We start from the raw sequence: 14,994 nt of genomic DNA, 5'->3' as shown, positions 1-14,994 counted from the left end.
TAGTCTGCATGCAGGCGCAAGGCGCCTCAAAGATTAATGTGCCCTCGCAATGGGCGAGTGGCAGCTAAAGGGCGGGATTATAGCTTAAAAGCGACGGCAAGCCTCTAGCCGGAGTCGCAAGCTGGCGCGTTGACAGATGACGGACCTCGACATAGACTCCTGCGCAAATGGACTGGGGGATCCCGGTCGGCGTTGTGGCCTCGGTGAGTTTCACCGGGGCTTTTCGCTTTCTGAGAGAGGGAAAATTTTTAACCCCCAATTCTCGAAACCCTCTCCCACATTGTTACGCCCACCACTGCAGTAGAACTTGCGCTTGAGCACGTCAAAGGCACGATTTTCTTGCCCCGACCGCAAAACGCTCATACCAATGGGTCTTGCAACAAGATCCGCTAGTTGTAACCCCGTGGAATTCACTTGTTTGGTTGCAAATACGATGTCGAACGGCAGTTGTATGCCCAATCTGTTCGCGCCATCGCACATGCGACGAAACTCCAGTTCAAGCTCATTATCCTCCCGCTTCCCTCGACGCTCGAAAATCACATGAGTTAAAACACTCTGTTGATTCTTTTCCTGCAAATACTCATAAAGCGTTTCAAGGCAGAATCCGAGCGCGACATGATAAGGATTGTGGACAGGACCTTGCTTTTCGCGAAGAGCGGCTTTGTCGATAACGCAGCTGATCAGGACGAAATTGCTGGCCTCAATGATTCCCGTCAATTCATCGAGAAAGGCATGTTTGTGCTGCCTTGATGTGAAAAGACTAGAGAACGCTCCCTTTTCTTTTCGAATTTCCAATTCATGCAGACCGATCAGGTCATGACCCATATGATTAAATTTGAACTTCTGAAGGGCAGGAATAACCTTTTCGCAATAATGCCTTTTATGAAACACACAAAATGCCAGCACAAACATTGGGTAGTTTGGATCTAATGTTTGCATCCCATGATCGCCGCTCTCATCCACATAGATTATGAAATCGCTGTACCTCCCGGACGGAGGTAAAAGCTTTTGCGCCTCAACATTAGTTTCAGCTTCGCTTTCGTTTTCAAAAAGGAAAAACTGTTGAGAGGGCAAAATTGGGGTCGACACGAACTATTCACCTTTTGTTCTTCGAGCCAAGTGCGTTAGGTGTGGCACTGACACGCCGGAATACAAAAGAGTTACCCGCGGCCTGCTCGCCAGTAAATACTGATATTGCCGTCGGTAGCTTGCCGGTAAACCGTATAAGGCAGGAGGACGGTGTCGAAAACACCCGAGAGGGTGAAATCCACCAATACGAACGGCAAAAGAATACCCGTGGGATCAGGCGCTGCATTTAATACGCAAAAGTCGTAAGCCAGGCCGCTGTAGATACGCGGTATGGATTGACAGTAGGTCTTTTGCTTTCTGAGGCTACGAGCCGAATCTTCGTCATCCTGCAACACCGTAACAGCGGTCCCGCAGCCTGATAAAACCAGTGCAAAAGTACTCAGTAACACCGTCATTTTTATCGTCAAAATCTGCCCTCCGTGAACGTCAGGCAAACTAGCATCGCGGCTATTCAGGGCACAGTTCATGGGCTCTGTAGATCATGTAGGACATTTCATAAGAACCTGTCCCTTAATCTTGGGTGGCTGTTCTGGCCCCATCGCGAGCAGGCTCGCTCCCACAGTGGTTCTGCGTTGCGACACAGATCCCGTGTGGGAGCGAGCTTGCTCGCGAAGGGATTCAGGCAGCGCTAGAGATATCTTGGGGAAGACGCTGATCAATGACCTGATACAGCGCACTGCTCTCAGGCCAGTTACGCATGAACCTTGCCCGATCCCGCGCATAGGCCGGGGCGAAGCTGTTGAGCGAGGCGTGCTGACACATCGAATCCAGATCAATCAGCGCCCAGCGATCGTGCTGCCAGAACAGGTTATGCCCCTTGAAATCCCCGTGACTGATCCGCTCGCCAATCAGCTCGGCAAACAAATGATCCAGTGCCAGCAATTCGGCTTCCGGTGCCTCACCGCTTTCAACATAAGGCGCAAACCGCTCGATGATGTCCGGTCCCGGCAAATACTCGGTCACCAGATAAGCCCGACTGCGCAACCAGAGAAAACGCTGCTCCAGCAACGCCAACGGCTTGGGCGTGGCGATGCCGAGAAACGCCAGGCGATTGCCTTCGCGCCAGGAATGCCAGGCACGGCTCGGACGCCAGAAGCGTTTGAGCCAGTGGGCAAAACCCTTGATGTTGTAGCGCTTGATCACCAGCGTGCGACCGGCGACCTCGACCTTGCCGACGCTCGCCGCGCCGCCGGTCTTGTACAGATGGCCCTGATCGAGCAACGCATCGGCCTGCGCCAGCACCGGCAGCATCGCCGCTTCTTCCTCGCGGCGAATCGCCCGCAAGCCGAACGCGCCGCGCTGGACACTGAACAGCGTGCATTCGCGGCCGACCTTGATCAGGAAGTCCTTCAGTCGCCAGGTGCGAACCTTGCTGATCTGCTTCTGCAACGCTTCCATCGGCAAGGCATGCTCGCCGTTGCTCAGCAGGTAATACACCAGCAACTCTTCGGTGTAGGGTTCCAGCGTCTTGGGCAACTGGGCGAAAAACACCCCGAGATTCTCCAGGACTTTCTGTCGCGACAGCGGCTGGCCCGGCGTCTCCGTGCGGATTCCGGCACCGTCGATCAAATACAGTCGACCGCCCTGGCGCAGCAGGTTGTCCAGGTGCAGGTCTTCCTGCCACAGGCCCTTGCGGTGCAATTGACCAATCGCACCCAGCGCATCGGCCAATACCGCCGATTGCTCATCCGCCAGCATCGGCAAGTGCTCGACCCGTTCCCAGGCATCCCCAAGGCTTTCGGCGCCTTCAAGGAAATCGAATAGCAGCCAACCGCCTTCGCCGTCTTTCAGGCCATCAGCCAGCAGCAACGGCGTGGTCAACCCCTGAGCCGCCAGCAACCGCACGCCGTCCAGCTCACGCTGAAAATGCCGCGCCGCTTTGCTGCCGACCAACAACTTGGCCAGCACCGGTCGCCCGCGCCAGATGCCCGCACCGACATAACGCTGCCCCGGCAACACCCGCAACAGATTCAGCAACTGCAGCTCGGCAGGGCCGGCGGCATCGGCCAGTGGAATGTTCAACGGCAGGCTTGGACTGCGGCCAGCGTTTTTCAGCTCGGACAAACGCATCAGCGCGTCTCCTTATGACTGCGCCGCGCGCTCAGGCGCGTAAGCCAGCTGTCTATCAGCGAACTGTCTTGCGATTGATCCAGATAGGCGGCCAGCAGCTCGCGCAACTGCGCTTCGCTCCACTCAGGCGCCCGACGCACCAACGGCTCCAGGTCTTTGGCCCGATCACGCAGACCAAACAGCAACGGCCGGGTCTTTTCCAGGTCGATCAGTTGGGCCAGGTAACCGTTGCCGGTGGCCTGGAGAAAAATGTGCTTGGGGTAGAAGCAACCGTGAACCTGACGCGCGCCGTGCAGGCGCCGAGCCAATTGCCCACAGGCCTTCAGAATGGCCGAATGCTGCGCCGAACTCAGGTCCGACCAACGCTGCAACAGCGAATCCAGGTCATCCCAACCATCCAGGGCACGGGTCAGCAGAATCGCCCGGACTTCGCCGTCGACTTTGCGCTCACCAAAAAACGCCGCCTTCAGCGCTGGAATACCGAACTTTTCATAGCGACTGATATTGCGAAATTCACGGGCAAAGCTTGGCTCGCCAAAGGGCGCATGCAAGGTGCGCATCTGGTAGTTGCTCTGGCGTTTAAGGTAGTAACCATGACCTTCCAGATCCAGCCGAAACACGCTGCTCCAGCCACCGCGAGCAGTGTTGGGTTCATCCACAGCGTCGAGCTGCTTGGCCCAGAGTGCGTCGAAGGTGCCTAGGCCGTGACGCTCAAGCAGCGCACGGTCTTCAGCCGCCAGAAAATCAGTCATTCGCGCCCCTCGAAAAATCTCACCACGTGCCGGATCCGTTTTTTGTCGGCGGGATTCAGCCGATCACACTGGCGGTATTGCAGGTAAAAGCGCAGGCGCTGGGTAGCCGACAAGTGATACTTGGCGACTTTGTCCAGACAGGCCAGGTCCTTGGTGATCCGGTACTTGAGCCAGAAGCCGCGCCAGAAATCGCCATTGGGGCAGTCGATCAGAAACAGCCTGGCGTCATCGTCGATCAGCAGGTTGCGCCACTTCAAATCGTTATGAGTGAAGCGGTGGTCGTGCATGGTCCGGGTATAACCCGCCAGCTGCCGGCTGACGTTATCGACCCAGGCGCGGTCCGCCAGCTTTGGATCATGCCGCTCGGCCAACGCCGACAAGTCTTCGGTATGCGGCAGCTCACGGGTGATCATTGCCCCGCGATCGTACGCCGCACCGCGACGTTCCAGGCCCCAGGCCACCACTTCGGCGGTGGGAATGCCCCACTTGGCGAAGCGCTTGAGATTCTGCCATTCGGCTTTCACCCGGGGTTTACCCAGGTAGCGACGCAGACCTTTGCCCGCACCCACGTAGCGTTTGACGTAATAGTTGACGCCATTGCGCTGGACGCGAATGACCTCGGACAACAGGTCGCGTGTCAGGCGTTCACCCTCAAGCGCAAACACAGCCTCAAGACTGCCGAAATCTTCTGCCAGATCGCTGTACTCAGGCTCCAGTTTCCAACCCGCCATCAGAGCGCATCCCCGTATCGCTGTTTACGGTCGTAAAGTTTGTTTGCTTTGCCTTCGAGCCAGGCGAGCAACCCGGCTTCCTCGCTCAGTATCTGGCGCAGGGGCTGCTGGAAATAACCCTTGAGGAAACGCAATTTGTCGCGACGGGTCAGGCCAATGTCCAGTGCCGAAAAATACAGCGCGGCCAGGTCCTTGTTGCGCCAGCGCTGGGTAATCGTCGGGCGGGTCTGGGCGCGGTGCAGGTCGATCACCGAGAGCCTGAAATCATCGGCTGTCACCGGTTTGTCAGTGTGCAGCAGAAAGTGGCAGATGTAGCAGTCGCGATGGTTGACGCCAGCGCGGTGCATCATGCCGGTCATACGCGCAACTTCGGCGATCAGTGCACGCTTGAGTTTTGGCTCTGGCGGGTGCTTGACCCAGTCGATGCTGAAATCTTCGAGGCTGACCGTGGGCGCCAGCTCTTCGGTGACGATGAACGAATGCTGGTCCGCCGGGTTGCTGCCCTTCTCGCCATAAGCCACGGCGGTCATGGTCGGCACGCCGACTTCTTGCAGACGCTGAATAGCCTTCCATTCCTGGCCGGCACCGAGCACCGGCAACTTGGCGGTGAGCAGGTTCTTGAAGATTTCGCCCCAGCCAATGCCACGGTGGATCTTCACGAAAAAGCCATTGCCATTGACTTCGGTACGCAGGGTCCGGCGCGCTTCAAGTTCGCGGTATACCTCGCCCTGGAGGCCCTCGACTTCAGCGAACGGGTCGCGTCCGGCCCAGAGGCTCTTGAACGGTTCAGCCAGCATCAACTTCATTAAGCGTGCTCCGCCAGAATCACATCGGCCGCGTGCTGCGGCATGCTGTAGAGGTCGGCCGTCTCGGCAAAGGCCAGACCATTGCGGCTCCAGGCCGCCCGTGCTTGAGCGTCGTTCAACATGCCGGTCAGGTACTGAGTCAGCTGCGCCTGATCGAAAGGTTCGTCCAGCACCAGACCGGCGTCGGCCTCGGCGATGTAATGGGCGTAACCACACACCGCGCTCACCAGCACCGGCAACCCGGCCACCAGGGCTTCGAGTAACACAGTCCCGGTGTTTTCGTTGTACGCCGGGTGAATCAACAGATCGGCTCCGAGCAGAAAACGCGGGATGTCGCTGCGGCCCTTGAGGAACGTCACGTTTTCGCCGAGCCCCAATGTGGCGCTTTGCATCTGGAACAATTTGGGGTCGTCCTGGCCAATTACAAATAGCCGGGTGCGTTTCTTCAGATCAGCGGGCAATGCGGCCAGCGCCTTGAGGCTGCGATCCACGCCCTTGGTCTTGAACCCGGAGCCGATTTGCACCAGCAGCAGATCATCGTCTTTCAGGCTGAATTCGCGACGGAATTCGGCACGAATATCGGCGGCATTGGCCGGCGCACGACGGTCCTGAGAGATACCTGGCGGCAGCAGATGGAAGCGTTCAAGCGGCGTGTCGTAATGCTTGATGAACAGCGGTTGCTGGACTTCGGAAATCATCAGCACTTCGGTCTTGGCATCCTTGGCGAACACCGCACGCTCGTACTCGGCGAAGTGCCGGTAGCGGCCCCAACGTCGGTACAGCGAGTTGCGCAGGTTTTGCGCTTTGTCTTCGAAGCAGCCGTCGGCGGCGTAGTAGACGTCCAGGCCCGGCATTTTGTTGAAGCCGATCAAACGGTCCACCGGACGTTTGGCCAGATCCGCCTCCATCCATTCGCTGAGTTTCTCGTTGCGTCGATGATTGAAGAACGCCTTGACCGGCGCCACCAACACTTCGAAGCCCGGCGGAATGTCGCCCTCCCAGATCAGCGTGTAGACCCGAATCTGATGGCCGCGCTGCTGACATTCCAGGGCGATGCGCATGAAATCGCGCTGCAAGCCCCCGAATGGAAAGTACTTGTACAAGACGAATGCCAATTGCATCAGCGCAGGTCCTCAGCCAGTAACAACGTGCTCAGTCGGGTCGCGACACGCTCGGGATTCAGACGCGTGAAGCACAGGGGCCACTCGCGTTTAAGGTCAAACTGACGGGCATCTTCGGCCGTCGGTTGATACGTACATTTCTTTTGCATACACGGTGCGCAGGGGAAATCGCTGGCGATGTGAATCTGCGCTTTACCGTAGGCACCGGTCAGGCCCGGGTTGGTCGGGCCGAACAGCGACAGCGTCGGTACGTCGAGCGCTGCGGCGAGGTGACCGAGACCGGTGTCCACCGCCACGCAGGCTTGCGCGCCGGCCAGCACTTTGCCGACACCCGCCAGGTTCAGCTTGGGCAGCACTTCGACGTGCCTCATGTCTTTGGCGATGCGCTCGGCCCGGGCTTTCTCGATCGGATTACCCCACGGCAGCTTCACCGCGACACCGAGATAGCCAACGCGCTCGGCCAACTCGCGCCAGTAGGCTTCCGGCCAGTGTTTGGTGTCCCACGTGGTGCCGTGCAGGAACACCACGTAAGGATTCTTGCGCGGCAATTCCACCAGTCGCTCGACATTCAGGCCGTAATCGCCCAAGCCTTTTGGAAGGTCGTAACCCAGGGCCACGGCAAATAGCTGACGCACTCGCTCCACCGCGTGTTGCCCACGGGCCACGGCCAGACGCCGGGAATAGAAGCGTGCGGCAATCGGCTCGCGGGCCGAATTTTTATCCAGCCCGGCCACCGGGGCTTTGGCGTATCGAGTCAGCAACGCACTTTTCAGCAGGCCCTGGGCATCGATCACCAAGTCATATTTGTTGGCGCGAACGCTTTGCTTGAAGCGCTTCCATTCGCCACTCTTGATGGTCTGCCAGATGTTTTTGCGCCAGCGACGGATCGCCACCGGAATCACCTTGCCCACGGCCGGGTGCCAGGTCGGGATTTCGGCGAAACCTTCTTCCACCACCCAATCGAACTGGATGCCGGGGATCGCCCGTGCCGCGTCGGTCAGCGCCGGCAACGCGTGAATCACGTCGCCCAGCGAAGAAGTCTTGATCAGCAGTACCCGCAAACTATTTGACCTCGACCACAGTGCCTTGCAAACGCTGCAAGGCTTCGTTCACCGCTTGCGGCATGAGCTGGCGCAGGCAGTTGTAATGACCGAAGCGGCACGTGCGATCGAAGCAGGGGCTGCATTCGATGCCCAGGCGCACGATCTCGACGTGCTCGGCCAGTGGCGGCGTGAAACCCGGCGACGTCGAGCCGTAAACCGCCACCAACGGGCGATTCAGCGCAGCGGCGACGTGCATCAGGCCGGAGTCGTTGGACACCACCGCGTCGGAGCAGGACATCAGGTCGATGGCTTCGGCCAGGGAGGTGCCGCCGCTGAGGTTCACCGACTCTTCACGCAAACCGGGAATCAGCCGCGAACGGATGTCTTCGCCGACAGCGTGATCGTTTTTCGAACCGAACAGCCAGACTTGCCAACCTTCGCGGATCTTCGCTTCGGCAACCTTGGCATAGTGCTCGGACGGCCAGCGCTTGGACTCGCCAAATTCGGCACCGGGGCACAGCGCCAACACCGGGCGGTCGAGAGCCAGGCCGAATTTGGCCATTGCTGCTTCGCGCGTCACCGGGTCAATTTGCAGGCTCGGCCGTGGATAAGGTGTCGGCAGCTCGGCACCGGGCTCGTAAGCCAAGGCCATGAAGCGTTCGATCATCAGCGGGTAACGTTCTTTATCCAGCGTGCGCACGTCATTGAGCAGGCCGTAGCGGAACTCGCCACGCCAGCCGGTACGTTTCGGGATGCCGGCGAAGAACGGCACCAATGCCGACTTCAGGGAATTGGGCAGCAGGATCGCCTGGTCGTACTGGCCGGCCAGGGATTTGCCGATGCGCCGACGCGTCGCCAGCTCCAAAGCACCGTGACCGAGCGGAAAGCTCAAGGCCTGGCGTACTTCGGGCATGCGCTCAAGAATCGGCCGGCTCCACTCGGGGGCCAGCACGTCGATTTCGCATTGCGGGTGGCGCTGCTTGAGACACTGAAACAGTGTCTGCGCCATCACCATGTCACCGACCCAACTGGGCCCAACGATCAGAATTTTCATGTGGTTTCCATAAACGAGCCGGGGAGGCATACGCCTCCCCGCCTCGAGAATTCTACAAAACACTGCAGATCTACTGTGGGAACGAGCTTGCTCCGGGCGGCGCGACAGTCAGCATAAATGTTGTATGTGACGGCCTCATCGCGAGCAAGCTCGCTCCCACATTGGGTATTGGTGCACATCCAGTGCGGTGCAGCTTAGCTACTTCAATCTACAAAACACCGCAGAACTACTGTGGGAGCGAGCTTGCTCGCGATAGCGGCGTGACAGTCACCATCAATGTCGAATGTGACGGCATCATCGCGAGCAAGCTCGCTCCCACATGGGTATTGGGTGTTTCAACTATCCGGTTTCAGCTTAGCCCCAGCTCGCGCCAGATCCGTACTACCTGCCGCCGTTCGTCCACGAACTGGTCGCCCGGTATTACCCCGGCGTCCTTCTGCAAGGCCTGCCGGTGAGCGGCGGAGCGATAGGCTTTATAGGCCTCGCGCAACAGGCTGGCGTCTTCGGCGGGCATCAGCCCTTCCTCCTCCAGCCCTTCCAGAATGCGGATATTGTCAGTCCAGCGCAGCAATGGCGGGTGCGATTCGGACCACGCCAGGGCCGCGTATTGCACCATAAATTCAATATCGACGATACCTCCGGCGTCCTGCTTGAGATCGAACGGCGCCGTGGCCTCGAAGGCATTTGCTCCGGTGCCGGCCGCGGTGCTCTTACTGCCGAGGTTATCGCGCATTTTGGCGCGCATCTCGCTGACCTCCTGGCGCAAGGTCGCCAGGTCCCGCGGCTTGCCCAATACCGCCGCGCGGACTTTCTCGAACGCCTGGCCGACGTCCGGGCTGCCCACCAGCACCCGCGCCCGCACCAGCGCCTGATGCTCCCAGGTCCAGGCTTCATTTTCCTGATACCGCGCAAACGCACCGAGCGAACTCACCAACAACCCCGACGCACCGGACGGCCGCAGACGCATGTCCACTTCATACAGCTGACCGGAGTTGGTCTGGGCCGTGAGCAAGTGAATGATCCGCTGCCCCAGCCGGGTGAAAAATTGCGCGCCGTCGATAGGCTTCGGCCCGTCGGTTTCCGCCTGCGGGTCGCCATCGTGGATGAACACCAGGTCCAGGTCCGAACCATGCCCCAGTTCCAGACCGCCGACTTTCCCATAACCGACAATGATGAAGCCGGGATCGCACAAGGTGCCGTCGGTGCGCTTCGGCGTGCCGTATTTACTCACGGTCTGGCGCCAGGCCAGGGCCAGCACTTGTTCGAGGATCGCTTCAGCAAGCCAGGTCAGGTAATCACTCACCTTCATCAACGGCAGGCTGCCGGCGATTTCCGAAGCGGCGACGCGCAAGCGGTGCGCCAGTTTGAAATGTCGCAAGGCTTCCATCTGTTGTTCGAGGTCATCTTCGGGAATCCGCGTCAAACGCTCGCGCAACTCGGCGGCCAGTTCCGGCGCCAGCGGCGGTTTGAACAGCCGACCTTCGTTGAGCAATTCGTCGAGCAGCAGCGGGAAGCGGGTGATCTGTTCCGCGATCCACGGGCTCGCGGCACACAAGGTTAACAAGCGTCGCAGCGCGCCGGGATTCTCGGTCAGCAACACCAGGTACGCGGAACGTCGGGCCACGGCTTCCACCAGCGGCAATACTCTTTCCAGCACCAGATCCGGATTGGCGTGTTCGACAGCCTGAGCCAGCAACCGCGGAATGAAGGCATCGAGACGCTCACGCCCCAAGCGCTGCATCGCGCGCAATTGCGGGCTGCTGCGCAAGCCAGCCAAGGCTTTCAAAGCCTTGGAAGCATCGACGAAACCGCCCTCTTCCAACTGACGGCAAGCGGCCTCTTCATCCTGAGCCTCTTCCCACAACGGCAGCCATTCACCGCCGACCACCACTTCGCTTTCGGTACCTTCCTCTTCGTCGGGATCGGCGATCACCTGACCGAAGTGCCAGGCCACGCGATCGCGCCAATACATCAGCCGCTCATGGAAAGCCGACCAATCGTCAAAACCCAACATAAAGGCAATGCGCGCCTGATCCTGAGCGCCGTCCGGCAACATCTGGGTCTGGCGGTCGGCAATCGCCTGGATCGCGTGTTCGGTGTAGCGCAGGAATTCGTAGCCTTCGCGCAGCTCACTGATCACCGCTGGCGGCAGGTAACCCTGACCTTCCAGCGTGCTCAATACTTTTAATAGAGGTCGCTGCTGCAAGCTCAGGTCGCGGCCACCGTGGATCAGCTGGAATGCCTGGGCGATAAATTCGACTTCACGAATGCCACCGGAGCCGAGTTTGATGTTGTCGGCCATGCCCTTGCGCCGGACTTCCTGCTGGATCAGCTGCTTCATGGTGCGCAGCGCTTCGATCGCCGAGAAGTCGAGATAACGCCGATAAACGAACGGCCGCAGCATGTCTTGCAATTGCGCACCGGCCACCTGATCGCCGGCCACCACCCGCGACTTGATCATCGCGTAGCGTTCCCAGTCACGGCCCTGATCCTGGTAATACTGCTCCAGCGCGTTGAAGCTCAACACCAATGCGCCGGCCGAACCGTAAGGCCGCAGGCGCATGTCGACGCGGAAAACAAAACCGTCGACGGTCATCGGGTCCAGAGCCTTGATCAGGCGCTGGCCGAGACGGATGAAAAATTCCTGGTTATCCAGCGAGCGTTTGACCCCGACGGTTTCGCCGCCTTCGGGATAGGCGAAGATCAGGTCGATGTCCGACGACAGGTTGAGCTCCACCGCGCCGAGCTTGCCCATGCCGAGAATGACCATTTGCTGCGGCTCGCCGCTGCGCCGGCCCGTCGGCACGCCGAACTGCTGACAATGCCGCGAGTACAACCACTGATAGGCCTGATCGATGCTGGCATCGGCCATGTCCGAGAGGTCGCGGCAGGTCTGGATCAAATCGCACTGACGATTCAGGTCGCGCCAGATGATCCGCACTTGATGACGGGTACGTTGACGACGCAGAGCGCGACCGAGCCCATCGTCGGTTTCCGCGGCATTCACCGCTGCCGCAATCTGCGCGCACAGCTCGCCGGGCGCAAAACTTCGGTCCAGCTCACCGGACTGCACCAGCTCCAGCAACATCAGCGGGTCGCGGACACTTTGTTCAATCACGAAGTCGCTGGCAGCGGTGACCCGGGCGAATTGCGCCCAGCGTTCAGGCGTCCAGCCGGCCAGACCATGATCGTCGGGAAGCACCGCGACGGCCGCACGGAACGACTGCTCGGCGCGGGTGACAAACGGCAGGAGGATGCCGGGCAGTTCGGCAAGCGAAGGGAGGCTCATGGTCTATCCTTGATCGGCGTGTAGAGGGCTGCATGTAGTGATTCGCGAGAATGCACTACCTGATCGACTGTCGAACAAAGGTTAGAAATAGCTGAAATTTCTTTATTTTTGGCAGACAGCATCAAGCTTTCACCTTTTCTGGTTGGCAAAAGACCAACCTTAACGATTATTCTCACAACGCAGCTGGAGGCCACAAGCCGCTCATCTGTAGTTTTACTACTCGTATATACATTCGAAAGGCTGAAATGCCCGATGATTTGTAGTAAAACTACACGCCGCCGGAACAACCTCTCGGCAATCCAAGAATTTATATCGTCTGCCCACAAGGCCAGTCGCAAACTCAGGCAACCGATTCTGGAAGCCTTTCCGCCCTGGAGCAAGCCATGCAAGACCTCGATCCCGTCGAAACCCAGGAATGGCTGGACGCCCTGGAATCGGTTCTCGACAAAGAAGGCGAAGACCGCGCTCACTATCTGATGACCCGTATGGGCGAACTCGCAACCCGTAGCGGTTCGCAATTGCCTTACGCCATCACCACGCCATACCGCAACACGATCCCCGTTACCCACGAAGCACGCATGCCTGGCGACCTGTTCATGGAACGCCGCATTCGCTCGTTGGTACGCTGGAACGCGATGGCCATGGTGATGCGTACGAACCTGAAAGATTCTGACCTGGGCGGTCACATCTCCAGCTTCGCCTCCAGCGCAACCCTGTACGACATCGGCTTCAACTATTTCTTCCAGGCCCCGACCGACGAACACGGCGGCGACCTGATCTACTTCCAGGGTCACACCTCGCCAGGCGTTTACGCCCGTGCGTTCATGGAAGGCCGCATCACCGAAGACCAGATGAACAACTTCCGCCAGGAAGTGGACGGTCAGGGCCTGTCGTCCTACCCGCACCCTTGGCTGATGCCTGATTTCTGGCAGTTCCCGACTGTATCCATGGGTCTGGGCCCGATCCAGGCGATCTACCAGGCACGCTTCATGAAGTACCTGGAAGCCCGTGGCTTCATCCCTGAAGGCAAGCAAAAAGTCTGGTGCTTCCTGGGCGACGGCGAGTGTGACGAGCCGGAATCCCTGGGCGCGATCTCGCTGGCTGGCCGCGAGAAGCTCGACAACCTGATCTTCGTCATCAACTGCAACCTGCAGCGCCTTGATGGCCCGGTTCGCGGCAACGGCAAGATCATCCAGGAACTCGAAGGCGTGTTCCGCGGTGCTCAGTGGAACGTGACCAAAGTCATCTGGGGCCGTTTCTGGGACCCACTGTTGGCCAAAGACGTCGACGGTATCCTGCAACGCCGCATGGACGAAGTCATCGACGGCGAGTACCAGAACTACAAAGCCAAAGACGGCGCGTTCGTACGTGAACACTTCTTCAACTCGCCAGAACTCAAGGCGATGGTTGCAGACTTGTCCGACGACGAGATCTGGAAACTCAACCGTGGCGGTCACGACCCGTACAAGGTCTACGCGGCGTACCACGAAGCGGTCAACCACAAAGAACAACCGACCGTCATCCTGGCCAAGACCATCAAAGGTTATGGCACCGGTGCCGGCGAAGCGAAGAACACTGCGCACAACACCAAGAAAGTTGATGTTGAAAGCCTGAAGCTGTTCCGCGATCGTTTCGACATTCCGGTCAAAGACTCCGAGCTGGAAAACCTGCCGTTCTTCAAGCCAGAGCCAAACAGCGCCGAAGCCCGTTATCTGAGCGAGCGTCGCACTGCACTGGGCGGTTTCGTGCCACAGCGCCGCGCCAAAAGCTTCGACATCCCGACGCCATCGCTGGATACCCTCAAGGCCATCCTGGACGGCTCGGGCGACCGTGAAATTTCCACCACCATGGCGTTCGTGCGGATCCTCGCGCAACTGGTCAAGGACAAGGAAATCGGTCCGCGCATCGTCCCGATCATCCCGGACGAAGCCCGTACCTTCGGTATGGAAGGCATGTTCCGCCAGTTGGGCATCTACTCGTCCGTCGGCCAGCTCTACGAGCCAGTCGATAAAGACCAGGTGATGTTCTACAAGGAAGACAAAAAGGGCCAGATCCTCGAAGAAGGCATCAACGAAGCGGGCGCCATGAGCTCCTTCATCGCTGCCGGTACTTCGTACTCCAGCCACAACCAGCCAATGCTGCCGTTCTACATCTTCTACTCGATGTTCGGCTTCCAGCGTATCGGCGACCTGGCTTGGGCTGCCGGCGACAGCCGTACCCGTGGCTTCCTGATCGGCGGCACCGCCGGCCGGACCACGCTGAACGGCGAAGGCCTGCAACACGAAGACGGTCACAGCCACATCCTGGCTGCCACCATCCCGAACTGCCGCACCTTTGATCCAACCTACGGCTACGAGCTGGCGGTGATCATCCAGGACGGCATGAAGAAGATGACCGAAGAGCAGCAGGACGTTTTCTACTACATCACCGTGATGAACGAGTCCTACCAGCAACCAGCCATGCCGGCCGGTGTCGAGGAAGGCATCATCAAGGGCATGTACCTGCTCGAGGAAGACACCCGCGAAGCGGCGCACCACGTTCAGCTGATGGGCTCCGGCACCATCCTGCGCGAAGTTCGCGAAGCGGCGAAAATCCTGCGTGAACAGTTCAACGTCGGCGCTGATGTGTGGAGCGTTACCAGCTTCAACGAACTGCGTCGCGACGGCCTGGCCGTAGAGCGCAGCAACCGTCTGCACCCGGGCCAGAAACCTAAACTGAGCTATGTCGAAGAGTGCCTGAACGGCCGTCAAGGTCCGGTCATTGCGTCTACCGACTACATGAAGCTGTTCGCTGAGCAAATTCGTCAGTGGGTCCCGTCCAAGGAATTCAAAGTCCTGGGCACCGACGGTTTCGGCCGCAGTGACAGCCGCAAGAAGCTGCGTCACTTCTTCGAAGTCGACCGTCATTTCGTGGTGTTGGCAGCCCTGGAAGCCTTGGCTGACCGTGGTGACATCGAACCTAAAGTGGTGGCTGAAGCCATCGCCAAGTTCGGGATCAACCCGGAAAAACGCAACCCACTGGACTGCTGAGGAGACACTC

11 protein-coding genes are annotated in these 14,994 nt (G+C 59.1%); 1 reads left to right on the top strand and 10 read right to left on the bottom strand.

Annotation, left to right across the window (positions count from 1 at the left end; all coding sequences use genetic code 11):
- Positions 1-210 precede the first annotated feature (210 nt).
- The 10 genes from VD17_RS26605 to glnE all read right to left on the bottom strand — a co-directional run bounded on the left by VD17_RS26605 (position 211) and on the right by glnE (position 11,955).
- Positions 211-1,089: a DUF3800 domain-containing protein gene (locus VD17_RS26605; RefSeq protein WP_046056435.1), complete on the bottom strand. Its 879-nt coding sequence runs from the start codon at positions 1,087-1,089 to the stop codon at positions 211-213.
- A 71-nt stretch (positions 1,090-1,160) separates the two neighbouring features.
- Positions 1,161-1,496, bottom strand: a complete 336-nt coding sequence (locus VD17_RS26600) for a YceK/YidQ family lipoprotein (protein WP_080932079.1) — start codon at positions 1,494-1,496, stop codon at positions 1,161-1,163.
- Positions 1,497-1,707: 211 nt separating this feature from the next.
- On the bottom strand, positions 1,708-3,159 hold the full coding sequence (locus VD17_RS26595) for a lipopolysaccharide kinase InaA family protein (RefSeq protein WP_046056433.1): 1,452 nt from the start codon (positions 3,157-3,159) through the stop codon (positions 1,708-1,710).
- Entirely contained in the window at positions 3,159-3,911 is a 753-nt protein-coding gene (locus tag VD17_RS26590) for a lipopolysaccharide kinase InaA family protein (protein WP_046056432.1), read from the bottom strand. The genes VD17_RS26595 and VD17_RS26590 overlap by 1 nt, the downstream gene beginning before the upstream one ends.
- A complete protein-coding gene (locus VD17_RS26585) occupies positions 3,908-4,642 on the bottom strand; it encodes a lipopolysaccharide kinase InaA family protein (RefSeq protein WP_046056431.1) in 735 nt (244 codons plus the stop codon). Before VD17_RS26585 ends, VD17_RS26590 begins: the two co-directional genes overlap by 4 nt.
- Positions 4,642-5,448, bottom strand: a complete 807-nt coding sequence (gene rfaP, locus VD17_RS26580) for a lipopolysaccharide core heptose(I) kinase RfaP (RefSeq protein ID WP_046056430.1) — start codon at positions 5,446-5,448, stop codon at positions 4,642-4,644. Before rfaP ends, VD17_RS26585 begins: the two co-directional genes overlap by 1 nt.
- A complete protein-coding gene (locus tag VD17_RS26575) occupies positions 5,448-6,569 on the bottom strand; it encodes a glycosyltransferase family 4 protein (protein WP_046056429.1) in 1,122 nt (373 codons plus the stop codon). The genes rfaP and VD17_RS26575 overlap by 1 nt, the downstream gene beginning before the upstream one ends.
- Positions 6,569-7,630 carry a lipopolysaccharide heptosyltransferase RfaC gene (rfaC, locus tag VD17_RS26570; RefSeq protein WP_046056428.1) on the bottom strand — a complete coding sequence of 354 codons (1,062 nt, stop codon included), beginning with the start codon at positions 7,628-7,630 and terminating at the stop codon, positions 6,569-6,571. Before rfaC ends, VD17_RS26575 begins: the two co-directional genes overlap by 1 nt.
- A 1-nt stretch (position 7,631) precedes the next feature.
- A complete protein-coding gene (waaF, locus tag VD17_RS26565) occupies positions 7,632-8,666 on the bottom strand; it encodes a lipopolysaccharide heptosyltransferase II (RefSeq protein WP_046056427.1) in 1,035 nt (344 codons plus the stop codon).
- Between the two features lie 349 nt (positions 8,667-9,015).
- On the bottom strand, positions 9,016-11,955 hold the full coding sequence (gene glnE / locus VD17_RS26560; RefSeq protein ID WP_046056426.1) for a bifunctional [glutamate--ammonia ligase]-adenylyl-L-tyrosine phosphorylase/[glutamate--ammonia-ligase] adenylyltransferase: 2,940 nt from the start codon (positions 11,953-11,955) through the stop codon (positions 9,016-9,018).
- Positions 11,956-12,338: 383 nt separating this feature from the next.
- Between glnE and aceE the strand changes: the two genes are divergently transcribed.
- Complete coding sequence (aceE, locus tag VD17_RS26555; protein ID WP_033055454.1) at positions 12,339-14,984, top strand: pyruvate dehydrogenase (acetyl-transferring), homodimeric type; 2,646 nt, start codon at positions 12,339-12,341, stop codon at positions 14,982-14,984.
- The last annotated feature ends 10 nt before the right edge of the window (positions 14,985-14,994 follow it).

This window comes from Pseudomonas fluorescens, assembly GCF_000968015.1.
Taxonomy (GTDB): Bacteria; Pseudomonadota; Gammaproteobacteria; order Pseudomonadales; family Pseudomonadaceae; genus Aquipseudomonas; species Aquipseudomonas fluorescens_W.
The sequence above is the reverse complement of the archived record's forward strand: the minus strand, read 5'-3'. Positions and strand labels throughout refer to the sequence as shown.

Coding starts and splice junctions, on each gene's coding strand:
- VD17_RS26595 (WP_046056433.1), bottom strand. CDS start 3,159: ATGCGTTTGTCCGAGCTGAAAAACGCTGGCCGCAGTCCAAGCCTGCCG.
- VD17_RS26590 (WP_046056432.1), bottom strand. CDS start 3,911: ATGACTGATTTTCTGGCGGCTGAAGACCGTGCGCTGCTTGAGCGTCAC.
- VD17_RS26585 (WP_046056431.1), bottom strand. CDS start 4,642: ATGGCGGGTTGGAAACTGGAGCCTGAGTACAGCGATCTGGCAGAAGAT.
- rfaP (WP_046056430.1), bottom strand. CDS start 5,448: ATGAAGTTGATGCTGGCTGAACCGTTCAAGAGCCTCTGGGCCGGACGC.
- VD17_RS26575 (WP_046056429.1), bottom strand. CDS start 6,569: ATGCAATTGGCATTCGTCTTGTACAAGTACTTTCCATTCGGGGGCTTG.
- waaF (WP_046056427.1), bottom strand. CDS start 8,666: ATGAAAATTCTGATCGTTGGGCCCAGTTGGGTCGGTGACATGGTGATG.
- glnE (WP_046056426.1), bottom strand. CDS start 11,955: ATGAGCCTCCCTTCGCTTGCCGAACTGCCCGGCATCCTCCTGCCGTTT.
- aceE (WP_033055454.1), top strand. CDS start 12,339: ATGCAAGACCTCGATCCCGTCGAAACCCAGGAATGGCTGGACGCCCTG.